Origin of the sequence: Marinimicrobium locisalis, assembly GCF_039822625.1 — a bacterium.
Lineage (GTDB): Bacteria > Pseudomonadota > Gammaproteobacteria > Pseudomonadales > Cellvibrionaceae > Marinimicrobium > Marinimicrobium locisalis.
In genome coordinates this window covers 37899-60064 of the sequence record NZ_JBDLLG010000027.1, presented here as the reverse complement: position 1 = coordinate 60064, position 22166 = coordinate 37899, and the positions used below count along the sequence as shown (strand labels likewise).

Sequence of the window (22166 nt, the reverse complement as noted above, 5' to 3'; positions counted from 1 at the left end):
CGTTAAAAGTCGATCTTCAGGCCGCTGTCGATCTTCAGCAGCTCGCGTTTAAACAGTTGTTGGATTTTGCCCAGCGCCTCCTCGCTGTCCGCCTCGAAGCGCAAGGTCAGCGCGGCGGAGGTGTTAGACGCTCTGACCAGGCCCCAGCCTTTGCCGAAGTCCACCCGCAAACCGTCAATGGTGGTGGCCTTGCCGCTTTGGAAGTCGCCTTCGGCAATCAGTCGCTCCACCAGCGCAAATTTCTCACTGTCGGGCACCGGAATTTTCAGCTCCGGTGTGCAGGGCATATCCGGGAAGGCGGCGAAGATATCGTCTATCGCCTGATCGCGCAAGGTGATGATCTCCAGTAGCCGCGCCAGGGTGTAGAGGCCATCGTCAAAGCCGTACCAGCGGTCCTTAATGAAAATATGGCCAGAGTACTCCCCGCCGATGAGCGCGCCGGTCTCCACCATTTTGGATTTCATGTGGGAGTGCCCGGTTTTCCACATAATCGGGCGGCCTCCGTAACTGGTGACCAGTTGGTTCAGCTGACGCGAGCATTTTACATCGAACAGCACGTCGGCGCCCGGGTTGCGCCCGAGAATATCTCGGGCGAACAGCATCAATAATTGGTCCGGCCAGATAATGCGCCCTTGGGGCGTGACCACAATCAAACGGTCACCGTCGCCGTCGAACGCCGCCCCAAGGTCCGCGCCAACCTCCTGCACCTTGGCAATCAGGTCTTGAAGGTTGGCTTTCTGGGTCGGGTCGGGGTCGTGGTTGGGGAACTCGCCGTCCAGCTCGCAGTACAGGGGGGTGACCTCGCAGCCGAGCTCCTCGAACAGTCTTGGGGCCACGAGGCCGGGCACTGCGTTGCCCGCGTCCACCACCAGCGAGACCGACCCTACCAGAGCCACGTCCGAGAAAATCCGCTCTATATAATCGGCCACAATATCGCGGCTCTGGGTCTCGCCCTGGCCCTGGTGGTACTGCTGCCGTTCTATGCGCGTGCGTACATCCAGTACGGTCTCATCGGACAGGGTCACCCCGTTAATGACCATTTTGAAACCGTTGTATTCGCGTGGATTGTGGCTGGCGGTCACGATGACTCCGCTGTTGGTTTCCTCCAAATGAAAGGTGGCAAAGTACATCAGCGGGGTGGGGATAGTGCCCAGGTCAATGACGTGGCAGCCGGTGCTGGTTACGCCCTGGCGCAAGGCTTCGGCCAGCGCCGGGCTGTGGGTGCGGCCGTCGCGGGCCACAAGAAAGTGGGTTTCGCCCTGGTCCAGCGCCTCGCTGCCCAGGGCCTTGCCGATTTGCTCGGCCAGTTCGGGGGTAATCTGCGTCTCGGCGAGCCCGCGAATATCGTAGGAGCGGAATACCTCGGCGGGAACATTCGGGCCGGCGGCCTCGGGGGCTTGCTCGCTCGCGGCGCCGGCGCGCTTGGTCGGCGCCTGATCCAGGGCCAGTATATCCTCGTCTTCCTCTTTTACCTCAATGTCCAGTACGTCCTGATCCCGGTAGAGCGCGTTGATCCGCTCCATTTCCTCGCCTTTATGGGCATCCTCATCCTCGGCTTTTTTGCCGCTTCGGCGACGGACGGGAACGGAGCTGCCGGTATAGCCGCGTTGACGCATAATCAGGTGACCCAAGACCCAGGCCAGAATCAGCCCGCCGATACTGGTGGCGGAAAGGATCAATAACCAGAGTGTGGGGAGCTGTTGGGTTTGCGCCACCCGTTGGGGAGAGGCGGTGTAGGTCAGCGTCCAATAGCTGTTGGCGATGTCGGTGGTGTGTGTCTCACCCCCGCCGGCTTCACCCCTATGGTAAGCGGTGAGTTGCCCGCTGCCGGGAATCTCCTGACGCAATTGAATTCGCCCGAGGGCGGGGTCGGCCCGGTCGAGCAGCGGCCGCCAGCCGCCATCGTCCAGGGTAACCAGAACGGTACCGACCACCGGGGCGTCGGACTCGGGGGGTACCGGTTCAATAAGGTGCAGTTGCCAGGCTTGCTCCACCCGTGACAGTTCGGGATGGTGAGTTTCCCGGCGCTCGGCGCGGCGAATCAAATCCAGCTCGGCAAAACGCAGCGGCGCGACATGTTCGCGTTCCAGCTCGGCGGTGCCCGTGGGAATCAACCGCACGGCCAGGCTTCCCTTGAACTCAGAGCTGATCTGGGCTTCGCGCGCCTCTCGCAGCCCGGCGTCGCCTTCCAGTGCCGCCTGGGTCTGGGGGGCGGCGGCCAGCTCCCGCAGGGTCTGCCGTTGGGTGCTCAGGTAACCTTGTAGCGAGTGGGCGAGCCGGTTGGCTTGGGTACGGGTGCTTTCCTCCAGGCGCTGCTCTTCCACCTTGACGACCAGTTCGCCGTAAAGCCAATAGCCAAGGGCGGCATTGATGAGAATCACCGCCAGCACCAGGCTGCCAATCAGTTTCTGGCGCGCCTGGCTGGCGCGTCGTCGTTGCTGTTCCTTCTGAGTCTTGTTTGCCACAGTTATTCGGTTCCGGTTGTCAAAGTGCGTTATGAGTCGGAGGCTGTTGCCGGCAAGTAATCGGACAGCTCGGTGATCAGCGCTCGGGCCAGTTGGGCTTTGCTCATGGGGCCAAGTTCCAGGGTCCGCTCTCTATCGAGTAGAACCACGGCATTGTTATCGCTGTTGAAACCGAGCCCTTCGCGGCTGATGTCGTTGGCAATGATCCCGCGCAGGCCTTTGCGCTCGAGCTTGGCGCGCGCGAATTCGAGCAGGTTCTCGCTCTCTGCGGCAAAGCCAAACGTGGTTGGGCCCGACGGAAGCGCCGCCACAGCGGCCACGATGTCCGGGTTCTTAACCAGCGTCAGTTGCCAGTGCTCGCCCTCGCCTTTTTTCTGTTTTTGCTCGCGGTACTCCTCGGGGCGGTAGTCGGCCACGGCGGCGGCGGCGATGAACAAATCGCACCGGGGGGCATGCTCCAAGCTGGCTTCGTACATCTGCCGGGCGCTGGTCACGTCGATACGGCGCACCCGGTCAGGGGTGGGCAGCTGGGTGGGGCCGCTAACCAACGTCACCTGAGCGCCCGCCTCCACGGCCGCCTCGGCCAGAGCGTAGCCCATTTTTCCCGAGCTGTGGTTGCTCAGGTAACGCACCGGGTCGATGGCCTCCCGTGTGGGGCCGGCGGTAATCACCACCGCTCGGCCCGCCAGTTGGCCGCTTTTGAATTGGGCGGCCAGGGCATCGGCGAGCATCGCCGGCTCAAGCATGCGCCCAGGGCCCACCTCGCCGCAGGCCTGGCTGCCATCGCCCGGGCCGAACAGCGACACGCCGCGCCGCTGAAGGCGGAGGATATTCGCCTGAGTGGCTTCATTCTGCCACATGCCCTGGTTCATCGCCGGGGCCAGACACACCGGCGAGCGTGAGGCAAGACAGAGCGTGGTTAGCAGGTCATCGCCCCGCCCCTCGGCCAGTCGGGCCATAAAATTGGCGCTGGCCGGGGCCACGAGAATACGGTCCGCCCAGCGCGCCAGTTCGATGTGGCCCATGGCCGCCTCGGCCGCCGGGTCCAGCAGGTCGGTATGCACCGGGTTGCCGGACAGGGCCTGGAAGGTCAGCGGGGTCATAAACTCGCGGGCCGCCTCGGTCATCACAACGCGCACATCCGCCCCTCGCTCTTTCAGGCGGCGGACCAGGTCGGCACTTTTGTAGGCGGCAATCCCGCCGGTAACCCCCAGCAGAATGCGTTTGTTGGTGAGAGAACTCATAATGGCGATGCGGCGCGGCTCCCCGGACTTGACAGATTAGGGGGCTAAGATACCATTCTCTCTACCTTAATCACTAGGAAGTCACTCAAACCACGACAGGGAGTCATTAATGTCCATAGCCCAATGGCCCGAGGCCGAGCGCCCCCGGGAAAAGCTTCTCCACCGCGGCCCCGCCGCCCTATCCGACGCTGAATTGCTGGCGATTTTTCTGCGTACCGGCTGCGCCGGTAAGTCCGCCGTGGACTTGGCGCGGGAGCTACTCACCGAATTCGGTGGCCTGCGCCCCTTGCTGGAGGCCTCCCAGGAGGAGTTCTGTCGGGGGCTTGGCCTAGGCAATGCGAAGTTCACGCAATTGCAGGCGGTGCTGGAAATGGGCCGCCGCCACCTCTCGGCGAGCCTGGAAACCGGTGAGTCTCTGACCAGCCCGGACTTGGTGCGCCGCTATCTGGTGGCCCAGCTTCGCCACCTGAACCACGAGGTGTTTGCGGTGCTGTTTCTGGATAACCAGCACCGGTTGCGGGCGTTTGAGGAGTTGTTTCAGGGGACGATTGATGGGGCGAGTGTGTACCCGCGGGAGGTGGTGAAGCGAGCGCTTACTCACAATGCGGCGGCGGTGATCCTTGCCCACAACCACCCCTCGGGGGTAGCCGAACCCAGTCAGTCGGACCGCCGGATCACGACTCGCCTATGCGAAGCGCTGGATCTGGTCGCGGTCCGGGTGTTGGACCACATGGTGGTGGGTGACGGCGAGGTGGTTTCTTTTGCCGAGCGCGGTTGGCTCTGACTCCTCAAGGTACGTGGTGTAACGTCCGGCCCGGTGTGGGGTGCACTGTTCCCGGACACGCCGTAAACCCATCCCTGGGGGCTCGAATCGCGTGTCCCGCGCTCCACGGTCCGGGAACAGTGCACCCCACACCGGGCCTCAGTGCCACGCTCAATGTTTGTAGAGTTGGTAAGGCCGAAGGTCGCCACCTATCAAAGGTCTTAATCAACCTTAAACGGTGGGTGGCGCGCTTCGCGCTTACCGCACCCTACGTTCTATCTCCGTGATGGCCACTATTGGCACTGAGGCCCGGCATGGGGTAGACCCGTCGTAGACTCTCTGAGGCATGGATGCCGATGAGAAGCCCCCAGGGACGGGTTCACGGCGGGTCTACGGCGGGTCTACCCCATGTCGGGCCGGGCTTGATGCGACAAAGAACCACGGGTGAGCAAAAAAGCACCAAAATATGGAGAAATCATTGCTATTGACTCCGGGGTTTGGTATAAAACGCGCCTTTCTGCGGCTGGGTAGCCGGCAATCGCGCCAGGAACCGCCCCCGAACATCGCGTTTCGGGCCGCATGATGATCGAATATAGGCTGCAAAAACACCCCGCGCCGGGCTGTGGTGTGGCAACAAACCAACCCGCAGCGCAGCGCGCTGAATACGACGAGGCAAGACCATGTCCAAGGTATGTCAGGTAACCGGCAAGCGTCCCGTTACTGGAAACAATGTATCCCACGCAAAAAACCACACCAAGCGTCGTTTTTTGCCCAACCTGCATTCTCACCGTTTTTGGGTGGAATCCGAGAAGCGTTTCGTAAAGCTGAAGGTATCCTCCAAAGGTATGCGTGTAATCGACAAGCGCGGCATTGAAGCCGTACTGACCGATCTGCGCGCTCGCGGCGAACAAGTTTAAAGGAGAACTCCCATGCGCGATAAGATTCGTTTGAACTCCACCGCGGGCACCGGTCACTTCTACACCACCGACAAGAACAAGCGGAACATGCCCGAAAAGATGGAAATTAAAAAGTTTGATCCCGTGGCTCGCAAGCACGTGATCTACAAAGAAGGCAAAATCAAGTAAATGATCTTGTGCGTTCTTTAAGACCAAAACCCGGCCCCGGCCGGGTTTTGTCGTTTATGGGGGGCATTATGGGCGCCGCTGGCGCACAAACGTGACCCGGTCCGGCAAAAATCCGCACTGCCAGTTGATCCACGGCCCCGCTGTGAGATACTTCGCCACCTGAACTTGACCTCATGGAGCAACCTATGAAAACAGTCTGGATAAGCGGTTTGGCACTCGCCCTGCTCACCGCGCCGGCGCTGGCCGATAATAAACGGGGTTTCTATGCCGGAATCGGCACCGGAGTGGTCGCTGGCAGGGCGCACACCCCCTACGACGAGGCCCGAATGCCGGTACTGGAATTCTCCGGCGGCTACAAATACAACGGCCTCCTCGGCGTGGAAGCCCGCGTGGGTGTGGGCATCAAAGAAGAAGGCGACACAGAGTCGAATTACTTCCAGGCCGAGCAGGAGGACAACGACGCGCTGACGGAAATTGAGCGTGAAGTGGACCAGTTCTCCGCTATCTACTATCGCCCGGAGCTGACCAACGAGACCGCGCGCCTTTACGGGTTGCTTGGTTACGCCGAAGTCGACACCGTCGTCACCCGCTGGGAAGGCAATGCTTCGACGGAGCAGAGCGAGTCGGTTTCCGGCACCTCCTACGGGCTGGGTGCGGGCTGGTACGTGAATGACCGGTTGAACTTCAACATTGAATACCGCCAGTTGGTTAAGACCGATGAGCAGCGCTTTGAAGCCCTCACCATCCAGTGGGACTACCGCTTCTAGCGCCTTCTCCTATCACCTTCTTGAGCAAGTGAGGCGAGAAAGTGCAACCGGAGACTCAGCAGCGACTAGCCGCGCTTTATCAAGAGGAGTCCCGCCGGGTTCTGGCAACGCTGATTCGCCTGCTCGGCAGCTTTGATCTGGCCGAAGAAGCCTTACACGACGCCTTTGTGGCGGCCGCCTCCCAGTGGCCCCGCGAGGGCGTGCCGGAGAATCCGCGCGCCTGGTTGGTGTCCACCGGGCGGTTCAAGGCCATCGACCAACTTAGGCGCAAGGCTCGCTTTGATGACTCCCTGGACCACATCGCCGACAGTCTGTACCAACAGGCGGAGCGGGACGTCTTCGAGGACGATGACCGGATCGAAGACGACCGGCTGCGGCTGATATTCACCTGCTGTCACCCCAGCCTGGCCCCCGAGGCGCAAATCGCGCTCACCCTGCGCGAAGTTTGTGACCTGACGACCGAAGAGATTGCCCGGGCCTTTCTGACCACCCCTTCCACCCTCGCCCAGCGAATCGTCCGAGCCAAGCGCAAGATTCAATCGGCCGGCATTCCCTACGAAGTGCCCGGCCCCGTGGAGCTGCCCCAGCGGCTGGGAGCCGTGCTGCAAGTGATTTACCTGATATTTAATGAAGGCTACTCGAGCTCCAGTGGCGAGCAAGTGACCCGCCATGACCTTGCCGAGGAAGCCATTCGACTCGGTCGGTTACTGGCGGAGCTAATGCCGGACCCAGAAGTGGATGGTTTGTTGGCGTTGATGCTGCTGCACCAGTCCCGGCGAGCGGCGCGCACTTCTCCCGAGGGGGACTTGGTGCTTCTGGAGGAGCAGGACCGCACCCGATGGGATTCAACCATGATCGCCGAGGGCGAGGTGTTGGTTCGCCGGGCGCTGGTGTCTCGCCGTTTCGGGCCTTATACCCTGCAAGCGGCCATCGCGGCGCTGCACGCCGATGCCCCCTCGGCCGCGGACACTGATTGGAACGAGATTCTCGGCTTTTACGATTTGCTGCACCAGGCCCACCCCTCGCCGGTAGTGGCATTAAATCGGGCTGTGGCGGTGGCCATGCGGGACGGGCCACAGGCCGGTCTCCTCTTGGTTGACGAGCTGCACGACCAAGGCCAGTTGCAGAACTATCATTTACTCTATGCCGCCCGGGCGGATTTATGCCGCCGACTGGGGCGCACTGAAGAGGCCAAGCAGGCCTACGAGCAAGCGATTGCCCTCTGCCGGCAGGAACCGGAGCGGCGTTTTCTTCAGGCGCGGGTACACTCGTTGACCGACTAAGGTCGATTCCGTCCCACCTCAAACGACCAGCAGAAGAGAGACCCCTTTTATCCGCAACCAAGAAACGTTTACTGAGGAGTGCGATTATGAAATATCTCTGCCTGGTGTACAGCGACGAAAACGAGCTTCATAGCCTGCCGGACAGCCCCGAGGACACTGAATGCTACGCCTATGCCCAAAGCCTGGGGGAAAGCGGCCATTTGGTGGCCGGCGAAGCGCTGGAGCCGGTCTCTACGGCCACCACAGTGCGAGTGCGCGGCGGCCAGGTCAGTATTACCGATGGGCCCTTCGCGGAAACCAAAGAGCAACTGGCCGGCTTCTATATGATTGAAGCCAAGGACTTGAATGAAGCGCTGCGTATTGCGGCGGATATTCCCCCCGCTCGGGTAGGCAGCATTGAGGTCAGGCCGGTACGCCAGCTACAGGTTTAACCGCGCGGCTCGCTCCGTCAGCTCACCAGTGCGGCCGTATTCTGCTCCTCCAGGGGGTACTGAACGGCGATGGCGCGGGCCCGCTCGGCCACATACGTCTTCAGTTCCGTGGGGGCAATGACTCTGGCGTCGGGTAAAAAGCACATGACCCGGCGCGTCGCGGTCTCCAGGTCCGGGGCTCGAAAACCGGCAATAACCGAGCCGTCCGGCCGCTCTTCAAAACTTTCCCAGCAGCAACGATAATCATGCGCCACGTTGGCCGTTTCAGCGCTGAAATGGAGCCGGACCTCGTGGGTGGACTCCCCCTCAAAATTTTCATCAAGGTACTGTGCGGGGTCAAAGTCCGCCGGTTTGCTAAAGGCGGTATCCAAACGCTTCATCGCCTGAATGCGGTCTGCCCGAAACGAGCGCATGGCACCGCGCAACTGACAATAGGCGATGCAGTATTGTTGCCCCCAGCTGTAAACCAGCACATAAGGGTTCACACGGCGCCATATGGGCGACTCCTGGTTTTTGCCCTGGTACAGAATCTCCACCTGAAAGCCCTGGCGAACCGCTTGATACAGGGTTTCGAGTTGCTCCATATCAAGTTTCGGGTTGATGCGTGGAATCCCCTGAGTGATTAGATTCCCCCGTGCCCAGGCAATTTCCCGCAGCTGCTCTTCGGGCAACACATTTTCAATTTTGGTCAGCGCGCTCAGGGCGGAGCCGCGGAAGAGCTTGCCCCAGACGTGCTCGATTAAGCCGGTCCCCAGGTGCACCGCCACGGCTTCTTCGGGGGTGAGCATCAGTGGGGGCATGCGGTAACCGCGTACCAGAGAGTAACCCCCCTGAGAACCTCGTTCGGCGTAAATGGGAACACCCATGTCCTCCAGTGCCACAATGTAGCGCTGAACGGTGCGTGGAGAGACCTCAAGGGCCTCCGCTAATTGGGTCGCGGAGCTATTGGGGTGGCGTTGCAAAAACGCGATCAAATTAAACAGGCGGGTAGCGGTGTTGGCCATGTCTCTACCCCTTGGTTGGACATTTTGGGCGATTGTGAAGGCGAACTACGTCAAATAATGTCGTATTTATCGGTTAGATTCCACCTTAGTTGCGCAGACGTGTCGATTTTAGCGTTGAGCAGTCGACCGTAAGAGTGTAAGGCACTGAACAAACAGGTGGGCACTATGACAGGAATGCAACGAATTAAGTCCCAGGCAACCCCCGTCCCCGCTTTGCAGGGTATCTATGAGCAAGGGCCGATTCACCTGGCCGGCTTGCGACGGCCCATCGACGGAATGCCACACCAAGTGATACCCGGGCTTTGGGACCGATTTCACCCCTATCAGGGTTGGTTTCCGGGGCAGAAAGATAAAGCCAGCTACGGCGCGCTGTTCAAGCGCGAAGACCAAGGGTTTGATTATCTCACGGCGGTAGAGGTCAGTGACTTCGAGCGTATCAACGCCGACTGGGACTGTTTCGGTATTCCCCGCCAGCGTTACGCGGTCTTTCCCCACCAGGGGCATGTTTCGCAATTGCGGCAAACGCTGCATCGGGTATTCGCCCACAGTCTGCCGGCACTGCAACTGACGCCCAATCGCCAAGGGGCCAACCCGCCGTTGCTATTGGAGCGGTATGCGGAATCATTTGACCCGCGTACCGGCTGGGGTGATATTCAAGTGTGGGTTCCCCTTGAGAGGGCGGGACCGGCGGCCATGACAGGAACACTCTAGGAGGCAAGGTGCAGCCGATTATTGAAGTTAACAAACTCAGCAAAACGTACCAATCCGGGTTTCAGGCGCTCAAAAGCGTCGACCTCAGTATCCGAAAAGGAGAAATCTTCGCCCTGCTGGGCCCCAACGGGGCTGGCAAAACCACCCTGATCAGCATTATCTGCGGCATTGTAAACCCCTCCGCCGGCCAGGTGCGGGCCGATGGTTACGACATCGTCAAAAACTACCGCCAGGCACGCCAACTCATCGGTTTGGTGCCTCAAGAGCTGGCGGTCAATATCTTTGAAACCGTGTGGAGTACAGTGAGCTTCAGTCGCGGGCTATTCGGCAAGCCGCGCAACCCCGCCTACCTTGAGCAGTTACTCAGGGATCTGTCGTTGTGGGACAAAAAGGACAGCAAAATCATGGCGTTGTCCGGTGGAATGAAGCGGCGGGTATTGATTGCCAAAGCATTGGCTTATGAACCCAAAATCCTCTTTTTGGATGAGCCCACCGCCGGTGTGGATGTCGAGCTGCGCCGGGATATGTGGGAGATGATTCGAAAGCTTCGGGACAATGGCGTCACCATTATTTTAACCACTCATTACATTGAAGAAGCCGAAGACATGGCCGACCGGGTGGGGGTGATTCAGCGCGGGGAGCTGATCCTGGTGGAGGACAAGCAAGCCCTGATGGAAAAACTCGGCAAAAAACAGCTCAGCCTGCAGCTTGCCGAACCAATTGAACAGATTCCACCGGCCTTGAGCGGCTACTCACTCTCCCTATCCGAGGACGGCACGCAGCTGACCTATCAGTACGACCACCAGAGTGACCGGGCGGCGATCCCCCGGCTGCTTCGCTCCCTGTCGGAGCAGGGGTTGGACTATCGGGACCTGCACACCTCCCAAAGTTCTCTGGAAGATATTTTCGTCAGTCTGGTGGAGGAGAAAGTATGAACGGCCACGCAATCAGAGCCATCTATTTATTCGAGCTCGCCCGGGCCTGGCGGACGTTGATGCAGAGCATTGCCTCGCCGGTCCTGTCCACCTCCCTTTACTTCGTGGTATTCGGGGCGGCCATCGGCTCCCGTATGGTGGCCATTGATGGAGTGAGCTACGGCGCCTACATCGTCCCGGGGCTGATTATGCTGACGGTGTTGAACGAGAGCACCTCCAATGCGGCCTTCGGTATTTACATGCCCAAATTCACCGGCACCATGTATGAAATTCTGTCGGCGCCGGTTTCTTCGCTGGAAATCGTCATCGGTTTTGTGGGCGCCGCCGCCACCAAATCAATGATTCTGGGCCTAATTATTCTGATAACCGCCCGCGTGTTTGTCGACTACTCGATCGAGCATCCCTTCTGGATGCTGGGGTTTCTGCTGTTCACGTGCCTTAGCTTCAGCCTCTTCGGTTTTATTATCGGCGTAGTGGCCGAGAGCTTTGAGCAACTGCAGATCGTCCCGATGATGATTATTACGCCGCTGGCTTTTCTGGGGGGCAGCTTTTACTCCATTCAAATGCTGCCGCCGCTCTGGCAAACCATCACCCTTTTCAACCCCGTCGTCTATTTGGTCAGCGGTTTTCGTTGGAGTTTTTACGGCGTGTCCGATGTAGGGGTAGGCCTCAGCCTCGCCATGATTGTCGTGTTTATGCTTATCTGCCTGGGTGTTGTGACCTGGCTGTTCAAAACCGGATACAAAATCAAGCCGTAAAACGGAAAGCCTCGGCGGCGGCTATCTCGGTAGTCGTCGTCTCCTTCGTCTTTTTATGTTTTTAATACCCTAGAGGCGAGGTCAAAGAAGCCTATTTATTCAATTATTTTATTATAGATCCAGCCCTATCCTAGCCCTCCGGTTATGAATCTAAATCGACATATTCCCTGAGTGCTCTCTGCTCCTTGATTTTTTCGTTTTCAGTTATCGTCCGGCGAACCCAGCGTCGGAATGCTGACGGCCTTTCGTTGTGGCTCGGGGCACCTCGCTCCTCTTATAAAAAGCTTGGGGTGCCAGCTCCTGAGGCAAAAAGGAGACGTATACCACACTGTTCGGTTTCCCTTGCTTTTCCAGGTTAGTAATAACTCACACACATGGTAGCCTGCCCGTCATAAATCTTACGGTAGTGGCGCTCAAATCCTGTTTTGACAGGGGTTTGGAAATCCTTAATCTGCGCTTCGACAGCGAAGGCAAAGCGCCCCTGTCACCCCAAACACGCTATTTAACGGTCGGATGGAATCCCTTTATGAATAGCTCGACTGGTTGTACCCGTAATAGATTTATCGCTTCTTCCCGGTGGGTTGAGCACGACGGCGGAACACTCCCCGGCGAGCCCTAACCCTGAAACCTCGGAGGTGAGCGATACACATCGACCACCTTCGAGGTTATCAATGAAAAACGTCGCTACTGCAATACTCGCCACTTCTCTGTTGGCTCCGGTTTCCGCTCTGGCATCCACGTCCACCAATCTTGCGTTGGGCAAGCCGGTCACGGCCTCCAGCATTGAAAAAGACCAGGCTTCTCTGGCCCCGTGCTTCGCCGTAGACGGTGATGCCGGAACCCGCTGGTCCAGTGAGTTCTCGGATCATCAGTGGATCACTATTGATCTGGAGGCGACCTACCAGCTGACCGGCATCAACCTTCACTGGCAAAACTCCTACTCCAAGGACTATAAGGTGCAGGTCTCTGTGGACGGTCGGAACTGGATTACCGTTCACTCCGTGGTGAACAGCGATGGTGGATTGGACCAGCACGCCCTCGGTGAACAGGCTCGCTATGTTCGCGTTGAAGGCTCCAGCCGCGCGACCGCTTGGGGACACTCCCTGTGGGAGCTCGAGGTACAGGGGCACCCGATTGAGAGTCAAATTACGCTGAATCAGCAGGCGGTTACCGCCTCTAGCATTGAAAAGGGTGATGCTCGTTTCTCTGCCGCCCATGCGGTAGACGGTGACCCGAATACCCGCTGGTCCAGCGAATTTACCGACCAGGAGTGGCTTGCCGTTGACCTGGGGGGGAAGCACCAGATCACGAGCCTCAAGCTCTACTGGCAGAACTCTTACTCCGAGAATTACGAAGTACAGACCTCTTATGACGGTGTCACCTGGACCACCATCGAAGCGGTGACCGGAAGTGACGGTGGTATGGACAGCCTTAGTCTGTCAGGCCATGGTCGTTACTTGCGAGTGGCGGGCTCAAGCCGCGCGACTCGCTGGGGACATTCGCTCTGGGAACTGGAAGCCTATGGCTATGCCAGTGCTACCGGCGATGGCTACACTGGCGGTGACCAAGACAGCGGTTCTGGCGACAGCGGCAATGGCGGAGCCGATCCGGTGGTGGATACCGAAGCACCGACCGTGCCCGTTAGCCTGACCAGCTCAGAGCAGGGCGCCGTGTCCATCGGCCTTCAGTGGGGGGAGTCCACTGACAATGAAGGGGTTCTGAGCTACGAAATCTATCGCGATGGGGCGAAGGTGGCAGAATTGGTGGCACCGGTCACCGAATACGTAGATGCCGGCCTGGCACCGGCGACCGATTATGACTACCAAGTGCGCGCCAGCGATGCGGCGGGCAACTGGTCGGCCCTGAGCGATGTGATGTCGGTAGCCACTGTCGATGCCTCTGTGATCAGCGGTGCGGTTCGTCTGGAGTGGGCAACCCCGGAGCAGCGCGAGAACGGTGACTATCTGGAGCTTGATGAGATTGGCGGTTACGAAATTCGTTATCAAGCGGGCGCCGACGCCGAGCTGACTTCCATTGTGGTAGAGGACCCCTACGCAACGGCTCATGAACTGACGGTAGCGGAAGGGGTTTACCTTTTCTCCATCGCGGTCTACGACAACGATGGCCTCTACAGCGAATTCGTCTCAATTGAGCCGGTGCAGTAAGTACTAACAGTCCGTACTCCCCACCTCCCTTGAAGCCGGCCCAGTGCCGGCTTTTTCGTTTAAATCCTCTTTATATTTAGAAATTAAATAATACGTCTATTTCCTTATGTAGAAATAATCGTAGGGGAAAACGAAAAGTTTTGACGCTGATGCCCGCCAGATTGTGACAGTTTCGTTATTTTCAGGTTGACTTTTTGAAACCGTGACACAGTGCGCGTCTTTTGGCGCCAGCTTTCAACCCTTCTCCTTGTGTTGTAGTCAAGGAGTGGCTTAGTGTGTCTGCGGTTTTCGTGGCGTTACTCCGCTTTGGTATTTCCATTGAAACGCCAAAGCCCAATAAAGCGTTTTAAAAACGCAAGCTACGAGGATAAACGCGACAATGAACAATATCCGAATAATAACGATAACGGTGGGATAAGGAGGGTCATAGCCGTTCGGGGTGCTTGGGTTGTTTGAAGTAACTCGTGATGAGCGCGGCCATCTTGATCTTTTCTAGCGTCGAGCAGCCGGCTTTATCACTTAACCCTTACAGCACAATAAAGAGGCGATAGCCATGCGTGTTATGAAAAAAGCACTGCTGGGCGCAACCATTTGCGCCACGGCACTGTCAACGGCAATGAGTGTTCAGGCTGGGTTCCAGGTGTCGGGAACCCAACTGCTGGACGATAATGGCAATCCATTTTTGATCCGCGGGATCAACCACCCGCACACGTGGTTTACCAGCCGCACCGAACAGGCGCTGCAAGACATCGCCAGCGTTAATGCCAACTCGGTTCGCATCGTGCTGTCCGACGGTCAACGCTGGAATCGAAACAGTGCGTCGGATGTGGCGCAACTCATCGAGTGGTGTAAAGAAAACGATCTGGTCGCGATTCTCGAAGTGCACGACGTTACCGGCTCCGGAGAAGAGTCCGCCGCGGGGGATATGTCCACCACCGTGGATTATTGGCTCGATATCGCCAGCGCGCTACAGGGCGAGGAAGGTTACGTCATCATTAATATTGCCAACGAGCCGTTTGGTAACGACGTACCCGAAAGCACCTGGATCAACGAGCACGTGGAGGCCATTCAACGCCTGCGCGAAGCCGGCCTTACCCACACACTGCTGGTCGATGCCGCCAACTGGGGTCAAGACTGGCAGCATGTTATGCGTGACAATGCCTCCACCGTCGCGGCCGCTGATGAGCTGAACAACACCATGTTCAGCGTCCACATGTATGAGGTCTACCAGGATCGCAGCACCATCGAGAACTACGTTTCCACCTTCCTGGACACCCATAACCTACCACTCATTGTGGGTGAATTCGGTGCAGACCATTACGGCAACGATGTGGATGAAGAGTCCATTCTCGCGGTGGCCGAGCAGTACGACATCGGTTACGTCGGTTGGTCCTGGTCCGGTAATAGCAGCGAGGTCGACTCACTGGATATTGCCCTGAACTGGGATGTAAACAACCTCTCCAGCTGGGGCGACTTCTTGATTAACAGCAGCAACGGTTTGCGGGCCACCGCCGAAACGGCATCGGTTTACGGCGGCCAGAGTTCCTCCAGCCCCTCTTCAAGTGTTTCTTCCAGCGCTTCTGAGAGCTCATCAACGAGCTCCTCGATCAGTTCCAGCGCGTCCTCCAGTGTTAGCTCGGTGGCTAGCGGGCAGCAGTGTGACTGGTACGGCACGCTCTACCCATTGTGTGAAGACGCTCAAAGCGGTTGGGGTTGGGAAAACAACGAAAGCTGCCTGGCACCGAGCACCTGTCAGTCTCAGCCAGCGCCTTACGGTATTGTGGGCGAAGGTGCCTCCAGCGCGTCGGCTCCGGCCTCCTCCAGTGCCTCCAGTAACTCATCCGTGAGCTCCTCCACTGTTTATTCCTCCTCTTCAAGCAGCTCACAGCCCGCCGCGACTGGCAGTTGTGAGTATCTGGTGAACAACGAATGGAGCTCCGGCTACACCGGCGCCATTCGCATCCACAATGATGGCAACCAAGCCCTGAGCGGATGGTCGGTCAACTGGGAATACAGCGATGGCTCGCAGGTGACCAACGGCTGGAACGCGCAGATTGAGGGCAGCAACCCCTACTCCGCGACGGATATGGGCTGGAACGGCACCATCCAACCCGGACAATCTGTGGAATTTGGTTTTCAAGTCAGTAAAGGCGGCGAGAGCGCCTCGGTCCCGGCCGTGACCGGCGGCCCGTGTGACTGACTTAATAGAACTTCCGGCCAAGCGCTGTTAAAAATAACGCTTGGCCAGGAAGTGCCCGTGACGGACATTTTTCCGGCACGGGCACAGGCGCCCGTCAGGGCCAGACAGCCGACCGTGACCTTTAGTGAACATTCATGATTGGGCGCGGCTCGGTTCAACAGGGAGGGGCAGAACGTCTTGAAAGTGGCAGTACTTCATTCTCTCACAATATGTGTTCAGGAGATTTCACACAATGATAACGACATTTAAAAAAGGCAGTGGTTTGTCGGCAGTGCTGGGGTTGGCTATCGCCGCCGCCAGTCACGGCGCGGCAGCTGACTGTAGCTACTCCATCAGCAATGAATGGGGCTCAGGCTACACGGCAGAGATTACGGTCACCAACGACACTGGCAGTACCGTGGAAGGTTGGGACGTAAGCTGGCAGTACAACAGCAACCAGGTAACCAATAGTTGGAATGCCCAGGTCTCTGGTAGCAACCCATACACCGCCACCGATATGGGCTGGAACGGTACCTTGCAGCCCGGCCAGTCGGTCAGTTTCGGTTTTCAGGGCAGCACAAACGGCGGCTCCGCCGAGCAGCCCACCCTGGAAGGCTCTCTGTGTGGCGGCGGTACAGCCTCCTCCAGTGCCAGCTCGGTCGCAAGCTCGGTCGCCAGTTCCGTGGCGAGCTCGGTAGCCTCCAGTACCCCCAGTGGCGTGTTCCTGCAGTGTAACTGGTACGGCACGGTCTACTCAGTGTGCAGCGACACCCAGAGCGGTTGGGGCTACGAAGACGGTGAGAGCTGCGTCTCGCGCAGCGCTTGTGAATCCCAGCCCGAACCCTACGGCCTTGTGGATGAAGACAACTCCAGCAGCGAAGCGTCCAGCGTCGCCTCAAGCGTAAGCTCCAGCGCTAGCAGTGCGGTCAGCTCCAGCGTGAGCAGTGCCGTGAGCTCCAGTGCTTCTTCCGCTGTAAGCTCCACTGCCAGCAGCGCGGCCTCCTCCAGCGCGCCGCCCACCGGCGACTACCAGCGTGTGGATAACCCGTTCGAAGGCACCCAGCTGTATATCGATCCGGTATGGTCTGAAAAGGCTATGGGCGAGCCCGGCGGCGAAGCCATCGCTAATGAAAACACGGCCGTATGGATGGATCGCCGAGGCGCGATCACCGATGGCATTGGCTTGAAAGGTCACTTGGACGAAGCGGTCAACCAGGGCGCCGACACCTTTATGTTTGTGGTGTACAACCTGCCCAACCGCGACTGTGCGGCCCTGGCCTCCAACGGCGAGCTGCGCATCTCCGAGAACGGCTTCCAAATCTACCAGGACGAGTACATTGCTCCGATCAAGGAACTGCTGAGCCAGCCCAAGTACAGCAACCTGCATATCGTGGCGATCATCGAGGTAGATTCTCTGCCCAACCTGGTAACCAACCTGGATGAGCCCGACTGTCAGGAAGCGAACGGCCCCGGCGGCTACGCCGACGGCATTCAGCATGCGCTGAACGAGCTGAGCGATCTGCCCAACGTCTACTCCTATGTCGACATTGCCCACAGCGGCTGGCTCGGCTGGAGCGACAACTTCTCCGAAGCGGTTCAGCTGATTGGCGACACCGTTAAGGGTACTGACAAAGGTGTTGATAGCATTGCCGGTTACGTAACCAACTCGGCCAACTACACGCCTCTGGAAGAGCCGTACCTGCCCGATCCCAGCCTGCAGGTGGGTGGTCAGCCGGTGCGTTCCGCTTCGTTCTACGAATGGAACCCCTACTTCGGCGAGTTGGAGTTTGCTCAGGACTGGCGCGATGCCATGATCCAGAACGGCTTCCCGAGCGATATCGGTATGCTGATCGATACTGGCCGTAACGGCTGGGGCGGACCCGATCGTCCCACTGGTGTCTCCAGCAGCAGTGATCTGGATACCTACGTGGACGAATCCCGTGTTGACCGTCGTCACCATCGCGGTAACTGGTGTAACCAGCCCGGCGGTGTAGGCGAGCGTCCGCAGGCCAACCCGGCTCCCGGTATCGACGCGTTTGTTTGGGTGAAGCCGCAGGGTGAGTCCGATGGTGTATCCACTGCGGACTTCGAGCAGGATCCGAACGATCCCGCCAAGCAGCACGATCCCATGTGTAGCCCCGATGCCAACAACGAGGACGCTGGTGTCCCCACCGGTGCACTGCCCAACGCACCGCACGCGGGTCGCTGGTTCCCCGAAGCGTTCAACCTGTTGCTCGACAATGCCTATCCTCCGCTGGATTAATTCAGCGCGATAAGAAAGGCGAATGAGGGTTCGCTGTTGACCCCCTTTCAGCGAACCCGGCAACGCCGCCCTTCGGGGCGGCGCTTGTCTACTATCCCTCCACATCTAACAGCGAGTTCTCTGAACCACTCATGAACGTTAAATGCTTAAGCGTTGAATCGTTAAAAGGGCACCTGATTTTATTGAGTGCCATCTTTATGTTTTCGATGGGCTGCCAAACGACCGGCCCGTCATCCGCCGCTGATAACGGCTCATTGATTTTTCTGGCCCAAACCCTGGGTCCCGCAACGCAGTTGCAACGCGCCGACGAGCAGGGCGAAACCAGCCCCATTCTTGTCAGTGAAAAATGGCGCGACCTACACCCCGATGTGGCCAGTGACGGGCGCATTGTTTTTATGTCCAACCGCCACACGGAAAGCGGCATTGATTTAAGTGTACGCCGCGACCGCCTTCGGGTCTTTCTCTGGGCCCCGGGTGATGACTCCCCGCAGGCGTTGACCGACGGTCCCGGCAGTGCCGTTATGCCGCGCTTTGGCCCCCAGGGAAAACGCGTAGCCTTTGTGCACGCCGGGCCAAGTGAAGCCACGCTGAAGTACCTGCCCGAACCCGGTGCCGATCCAGTTCCTTTGGTCGCCTCGCGCGACGTGCTGGATTACAGCTGGTCCGCAGACGGCTCCCAAGTGGCAGCCGTCTTGTTTGCCTCCTCGGATTCCCGTCTGGCGTTGGTGGACGTGAAAGAGGGCGGCGGGGAAACCACGGCTATTACACCGAAAGAGAGTGGTGGCGTTATTACCGCCGTGAGTTGGTCCCCCACCGGCGATGCGTTGGCCTATATCGTCAACACTCGTGATGAAGCTCGTCGGCTGTACCGGTATGAGCTCGCCACGGGCGAGCACACACTGTTATCCGACCCCGAGGCGGATGTGCAACAACCCATTGACTGGTCGGATGACGGCGAAACCATTTTGTATTCCGCCCTGGTGGATTTTGATTTCTTTTACGACGAAGAAAAGCGGGAAAAGGTGTACCGCGGCAGCATGCAGGTTTTTCGGGTAGATCGGCAAGGCAATCGCCAGGCCGTGACTGAAGGCCCTGGCCGCCACGGTACTCCGGTGTTCTCTCCGGGGGAGGAGCGCATAGCCTACCTCCACGCGGAGAAACTGGACGCGAGGCGCTTGTCCTTGCGTACGGTGAACCTCGAGGGCAAGGAGGAACGGGTGCTGTACGACCGTGTCGCCCCCGAGTCCACTTTGCAATGGAGCTCTACCAACCTAAAAAATCGGAGATAACAACAATGCAGTTTTTCACATCGCATCGGCAAAAAACGCTCGCCCGCGTGATCGGTCAAACGATCGCGGGCTCTCTTCTCATCGGCTCGGCGGCCCTGGCCCAGGCCGAGGTGGGCAACCCCCGCGTAAACCAAGTGGGCTATCTGCCCAACGGGGAAAAAATCGCCACCTATGTCAGCGACAGCACCGTCGCCGAGACCTGGCGCTTGTACCGTGACGGGGAACTGATCGACCAGGGCACCACCGTGCCCCTCGGCACCGACGCCGCTTCCGGTGACAACGTCCACCAGCTGGGCTTCACCGACGTCACCGAAGAAGGCGACGGCTATGTTCTGATGATCGGCGCGGACGAAAGCTATCCGTTTTCCATCTCCGCCGACAACTTTACCGCGCCCATGTACGACGCGCTGAAGTACTTTTACCACAACCGCAGTGGCATCGAGATCGAAACCCAGTACACCGGCGGCGGCAATACCAGTTATGAGCCGAGCGCCGACTGGGCTCGCCCGGCCGGGCACCTCAACGAAGGCGTCAACCAGGGCGACTACGACGTGCCCTGTCGCGAAGGCACCTGCAACTATTCTTTGGATGTGATCAAAGGTTGGTATGACGCCGGTGATCACGGTAAATATGTCGTCAATGGCGGCATCTCCGCCTGGAAGCTGCTCAATATGTACGAGCGCGCTCAATACCTGGGCGATAACGCCGAGCGCTTCGCCGATGGCGCGCTGAACATCCCCGAGAGCGGCAACGGCACCCCCGACCTGTTGGACGAAGTGCGCTGGCAGATGGAATTCCTGCTGTCCATGCAGGTACCCGCAGGGGAAGAGAAAGCCGGCATGGCTCACCACAAAATGCACGACGTAGGTTGGACCGGCCTGCCGCTCGCTCCCCACGAAGACAGCAACCCGCGCGCCCTGGTACCGCCCAGCGTGACCGCCACCTTGAACCTGGCCGCGACTGGCGCCCAGTGCGCCCGTATTTGGGAAGGCATTGATGACAGCTTCGCAAACCAGTGCCTGAGCGCCGCCGAACGCGCCTGGGACGCTGCACAGGCCAACCCGGATGACATCTACACCGGCGGTTACGACGACGGCGGTGGCGCCTACGGCGATGAAGTGCCGGCGGACGAGTTCTATTGGGCCGCAGCCGAGCTCTACATCACCACCGGTGACGACCGCTACCTGCCCACCCTGAACAACTATGAGCTGGAGCGTACCGATTGGGGCTGGCCCGACACCGAGCTGCCCGGCGTTATGTCCCTGGCCACCGTGCCGGCCGCCCACACTCAAACCCTGCGCGCGGACGCCCAGCAGCACATCATCAATGTGGCGGATAGCCACCTGGGCACCATCGAGAGCACAGGCTATCGAATTCCCAGCACCGACGAGGAATTCTACTGGGGTTCCAACAACGTCATCGCCAACAAGCTGTTCCTGCTGGGTCTGGCCTATGACTTCACCGGCAACGAGCAGTACGCCGACGGGGTTGGCTTCGGTGTCGACTACCTGTTCGGTCGCAACACCCTGTCCTTCTCCTATGTTTCCGGCCATGGTGAAGACGCATTGACCGAGCCGCACCACCGCTTCTGGGCCGGCACCCTGGACGCCAGCTACCCCTGGCTGCCACCCGGCGCGCTCTCCGGCGGCCCCAACTACGGCCTGGAAGACGACGTGTCCGCGTCCGCTCTGGCCGGTTGTGAGAGCACCCCGGCAACCTGTTACCTCGACGACATCGAGGCTTGGTCCACCAACGAAATCACCATCAACTGGAACAGCGCCCTGGCTTGGGTACTGGCCTTCCAGGACGACTACGCCGAAGCGGGTAGCAACAGCTCCTCATCCAGCTCCGTTGCCTCCTCCACCGCCTCCTCGGTTGCCAGCAGCACCGGCTCCAGCGTCTCGAGCAGCATGAGCTCAAGCCTGTCCAGCGCTGCCAGCTCCACCGTATCCAGCAGCGCCAGCTCCACGGTATCGAGCACTGCCAACTCGAGCATCGCGAGCAGCATCAGCAGCTCGATCGCCTCAAGCGCCGCCTCCTCGACATCGGTCAGCGTTGGCCAGCAGTGCGACTGGTACGGCACCCTGTACGAGCTGTGCGACAACACCACCAGTGGGTGGGGTTGGGAAAACAACCAGAGCTGCATCTCCCCGAGCACCTGCGAGTCCCAGCCCGAGCCCTACGGCATCGTCGGCGGATCCGCCAGCTCCCAGGGTAAATCCAGCAGCGAAGCCCAGAGCAGCAGCTCCATCGCCAGCTCAGCGGCTAGCTCCGTCGTTTCCAGTGTTCCGGCGGGCGAGTCCCAGTGCGAATTCGTCATCAGCAACGAATGGAGCGACGGCTACACCGGCGCCATCCGCATCACCAACGACGGCGGCCAAGCCATCAGTGGATGGAGCGTTAGCTGGAACCTCACCGGCGGCGCCAACCTCACCAACAGCTGGAACGCCGAAGTCTCTGGCAGCAACCCCTACACCGCCACCGACATGGGCTGGAACGGCACCATCCAACCGGGCCAATCCGTCGAGTTCGGCTTCCAGGTCAGCAAAGGAAGCGGCGGCTCCGCAGAAGTACCCGAAGTTACCGGTGAAGTATGTGACTGAGTGACAGAGGGAGCATAAGCCAAGGAGTGGCACGTAGGTGCCCCGGGAGGTGCAGGGTTCCAGGACCGTAGAGCGTGGGATTCGCGGTTGCGAGCGTACAGGGATGTACTTGCAGCGTGTCCTGGAACCCTGCACCTCCCGGGGTGCCGGACCTTCTACGACGTCCCCGCTCGACTCACCCGAGAAGTCATCGAAACCCGAATCGCCCCCACAACTTGGCA

Annotated in this window: 17 protein-coding genes; 14 read left to right on the top strand and 3 right to left on the bottom strand. The window is 59.2% G+C overall.

The window, feature by feature from the left end; all coding sequences use genetic code 11:
• Positions 1–2: 2 nt before the first annotated feature.
• Together AAE514_RS16080 and coaBC are read right to left on the bottom strand one after the other, a co-directional pair.
• On the bottom strand, positions 3–2465 hold the full coding sequence (locus AAE514_RS16080) for a phosphomannomutase/phosphoglucomutase (protein WP_347332577.1): 2463 nt from the start codon (positions 2463–2465) through the stop codon (positions 3–5).
• A gap of 29 nt (positions 2466–2494) precedes the next feature.
• A complete protein-coding gene (gene coaBC / locus AAE514_RS16075; RefSeq protein ID WP_347332576.1) occupies positions 2495–3709 on the bottom strand; it encodes a bifunctional phosphopantothenoylcysteine decarboxylase/phosphopantothenate--cysteine ligase CoaBC in 1215 nt (404 codons plus the stop codon).
• A 109-nt stretch (positions 3710–3818) separates the two neighbouring features.
• Here coaBC and radC point away from each other — a divergent pair, with 109 nt between their 5' ends.
• From radC to AAE514_RS16045, 6 genes are all read left to right on the top strand, one after another.
• Complete coding sequence (radC, locus tag AAE514_RS16070; RefSeq protein ID WP_347332575.1) at positions 3819–4493, top strand: RadC family protein; 675 nt, start codon at positions 3819–3821, stop codon at positions 4491–4493.
• Between the two features lie 659 nt (positions 4494–5152).
• Positions 5153–5389: a 50S ribosomal protein L28 gene (gene rpmB / locus AAE514_RS16065; RefSeq protein WP_347332574.1), complete on the top strand. Its 237-nt coding sequence runs from the start codon at positions 5153–5155 to the stop codon at positions 5387–5389.
• A gap of 12 nt (positions 5390–5401) precedes the next feature.
• On the top strand, positions 5402–5557 hold the full coding sequence (gene rpmG / locus AAE514_RS16060) for a 50S ribosomal protein L33 (protein ID WP_027329872.1): 156 nt from the start codon (positions 5402–5404) through the stop codon (positions 5555–5557).
• 185 nt (positions 5558–5742) lie between these two features.
• Positions 5743–6324, top strand: a complete 582-nt coding sequence (locus tag AAE514_RS16055) for an outer membrane beta-barrel protein (RefSeq protein ID WP_347332573.1) — start codon at positions 5743–5745, stop codon at positions 6322–6324.
• 41 nt (positions 6325–6365) lie between these two features.
• Positions 6366–7607: an RNA polymerase sigma factor gene (locus AAE514_RS16050; protein ID WP_347332572.1), complete on the top strand. Its 1242-nt coding sequence runs from the start codon at positions 6366–6368 to the stop codon at positions 7605–7607.
• A gap of 86 nt (positions 7608–7693) precedes the next feature.
• Positions 7694–8038, top strand: a complete 345-nt coding sequence (locus tag AAE514_RS16045; protein ID WP_347332571.1) for a YciI family protein — start codon at positions 7694–7696, stop codon at positions 8036–8038.
• A gap of 17 nt (positions 8039–8055) precedes the next feature.
• Here the strand turns inward: AAE514_RS16045 and AAE514_RS16040 are convergent, their stop codons facing one another.
• On the bottom strand, positions 8056–9042 hold the full coding sequence (locus tag AAE514_RS16040; protein WP_347332570.1) for a helix-turn-helix transcriptional regulator: 987 nt from the start codon (positions 9040–9042) through the stop codon (positions 8056–8058).
• 165 nt (positions 9043–9207) lie between these two features.
• Here AAE514_RS16040 and AAE514_RS16035 point away from each other — a divergent pair, with 165 nt between their 5' ends.
• The 8 genes from AAE514_RS16035 (at position 9208) to AAE514_RS16000 (ending at position 21945) form a co-directional block, all read left to right on the top strand.
• On the top strand, positions 9208–9753 hold the full coding sequence (locus AAE514_RS16035) for a GyrI-like domain-containing protein (RefSeq protein WP_347332569.1): 546 nt from the start codon (positions 9208–9210) through the stop codon (positions 9751–9753).
• Positions 9754–9761: 8 nt separating this feature from the next.
• The gene (locus AAE514_RS16030) at positions 9762–10688 is read left to right on the top strand and encodes an ABC transporter ATP-binding protein (RefSeq protein ID WP_347332568.1); all 927 of its coding nucleotides are present in this window, start codon (positions 9762–9764) and stop codon (positions 10686–10688) included.
• The gene (locus AAE514_RS16025) at positions 10685–11446 is read left to right on the top strand and encodes an ABC transporter permease (protein WP_347332567.1); all 762 of its coding nucleotides are present in this window, start codon (positions 10685–10687) and stop codon (positions 11444–11446) included. The genes AAE514_RS16030 and AAE514_RS16025 overlap by 4 nt, the downstream gene beginning before the upstream one ends.
• A gap of 671 nt (positions 11447–12117) precedes the next feature.
• Positions 12118–13611 carry a discoidin domain-containing protein gene (locus AAE514_RS16020; RefSeq protein WP_347332566.1) on the top strand — a complete coding sequence of 498 codons (1494 nt, stop codon included), beginning with the start codon at positions 12118–12120 and terminating at the stop codon, positions 13609–13611.
• Between the two features lie 553 nt (positions 13612–14164).
• Entirely contained in the window at positions 14165–15811 is a 1647-nt protein-coding gene (locus tag AAE514_RS16015; protein WP_347332565.1) for a cellulase family glycosylhydrolase, read from the top strand.
• Between the two features lie 232 nt (positions 15812–16043).
• Positions 16044–18053 carry a glycoside hydrolase family 6 protein gene (locus tag AAE514_RS16010; protein WP_347332564.1) on the top strand — a complete coding sequence of 670 codons (2010 nt, stop codon included), beginning with the start codon at positions 16044–16046 and terminating at the stop codon, positions 18051–18053.
• A 131-nt stretch (positions 18054–18184) separates the two neighbouring features.
• Positions 18185–19342 carry an LpqB family beta-propeller domain-containing protein gene (locus AAE514_RS16005; protein ID WP_347332563.1) on the top strand — a complete coding sequence of 386 codons (1158 nt, stop codon included), beginning with the start codon at positions 18185–18187 and terminating at the stop codon, positions 19340–19342.
• A 5-nt stretch (positions 19343–19347) separates the two neighbouring features.
• Complete coding sequence (locus AAE514_RS16000; RefSeq protein WP_347332562.1) at positions 19348–21945, top strand: glycoside hydrolase family 9 protein; 2598 nt, start codon at positions 19348–19350, stop codon at positions 21943–21945.
• Positions 21946–22166 lie beyond the last annotated feature (221 nt).

Coding starts and splice junctions, on each gene's coding strand:
- coaBC (WP_347332576.1), bottom strand. CDS start 3,709: ATGAGTTCTCTCACCAACAAACGCATTCTGCTGGGGGTTACCGGCGGG.
- radC (WP_347332575.1), top strand. CDS start 3,819: ATGTCCATAGCCCAATGGCCCGAGGCCGAGCGCCCCCGGGAAAAGCTT.
- rpmB (WP_347332574.1), top strand. CDS start 5,153: ATGTCCAAGGTATGTCAGGTAACCGGCAAGCGTCCCGTTACTGGAAAC.
- rpmG (WP_027329872.1), top strand. CDS start 5,402: ATGCGCGATAAGATTCGTTTGAACTCCACCGCGGGCACCGGTCACTTC.
- AAE514_RS16055 (WP_347332573.1), top strand. CDS start 5,743: ATGAAAACAGTCTGGATAAGCGGTTTGGCACTCGCCCTGCTCACCGCG.
- AAE514_RS16045 (WP_347332571.1), top strand. CDS start 7,694: ATGAAATATCTCTGCCTGGTGTACAGCGACGAAAACGAGCTTCATAGC.
- AAE514_RS16040 (WP_347332570.1), bottom strand. CDS start 9,042: ATGGCCAACACCGCTACCCGCCTGTTTAATTTGATCGCGTTTTTGCAA.
- AAE514_RS16035 (WP_347332569.1), top strand. CDS start 9,208: ATGACAGGAATGCAACGAATTAAGTCCCAGGCAACCCCCGTCCCCGCT.
- AAE514_RS16025 (WP_347332567.1), top strand. CDS start 10,685: ATGAACGGCCACGCAATCAGAGCCATCTATTTATTCGAGCTCGCCCGG.
- AAE514_RS16020 (WP_347332566.1), top strand. CDS start 12,118: ATGAAAAACGTCGCTACTGCAATACTCGCCACTTCTCTGTTGGCTCCG.
- AAE514_RS16015 (WP_347332565.1), top strand. CDS start 14,165: ATGCGTGTTATGAAAAAAGCACTGCTGGGCGCAACCATTTGCGCCACG.
- AAE514_RS16010 (WP_347332564.1), top strand. CDS start 16,044: ATGATAACGACATTTAAAAAAGGCAGTGGTTTGTCGGCAGTGCTGGGG.
- AAE514_RS16005 (WP_347332563.1), top strand. CDS start 18,185: ATGAACGTTAAATGCTTAAGCGTTGAATCGTTAAAAGGGCACCTGATT.
- AAE514_RS16000 (WP_347332562.1), top strand. CDS start 19,348: ATGCAGTTTTTCACATCGCATCGGCAAAAAACGCTCGCCCGCGTGATC.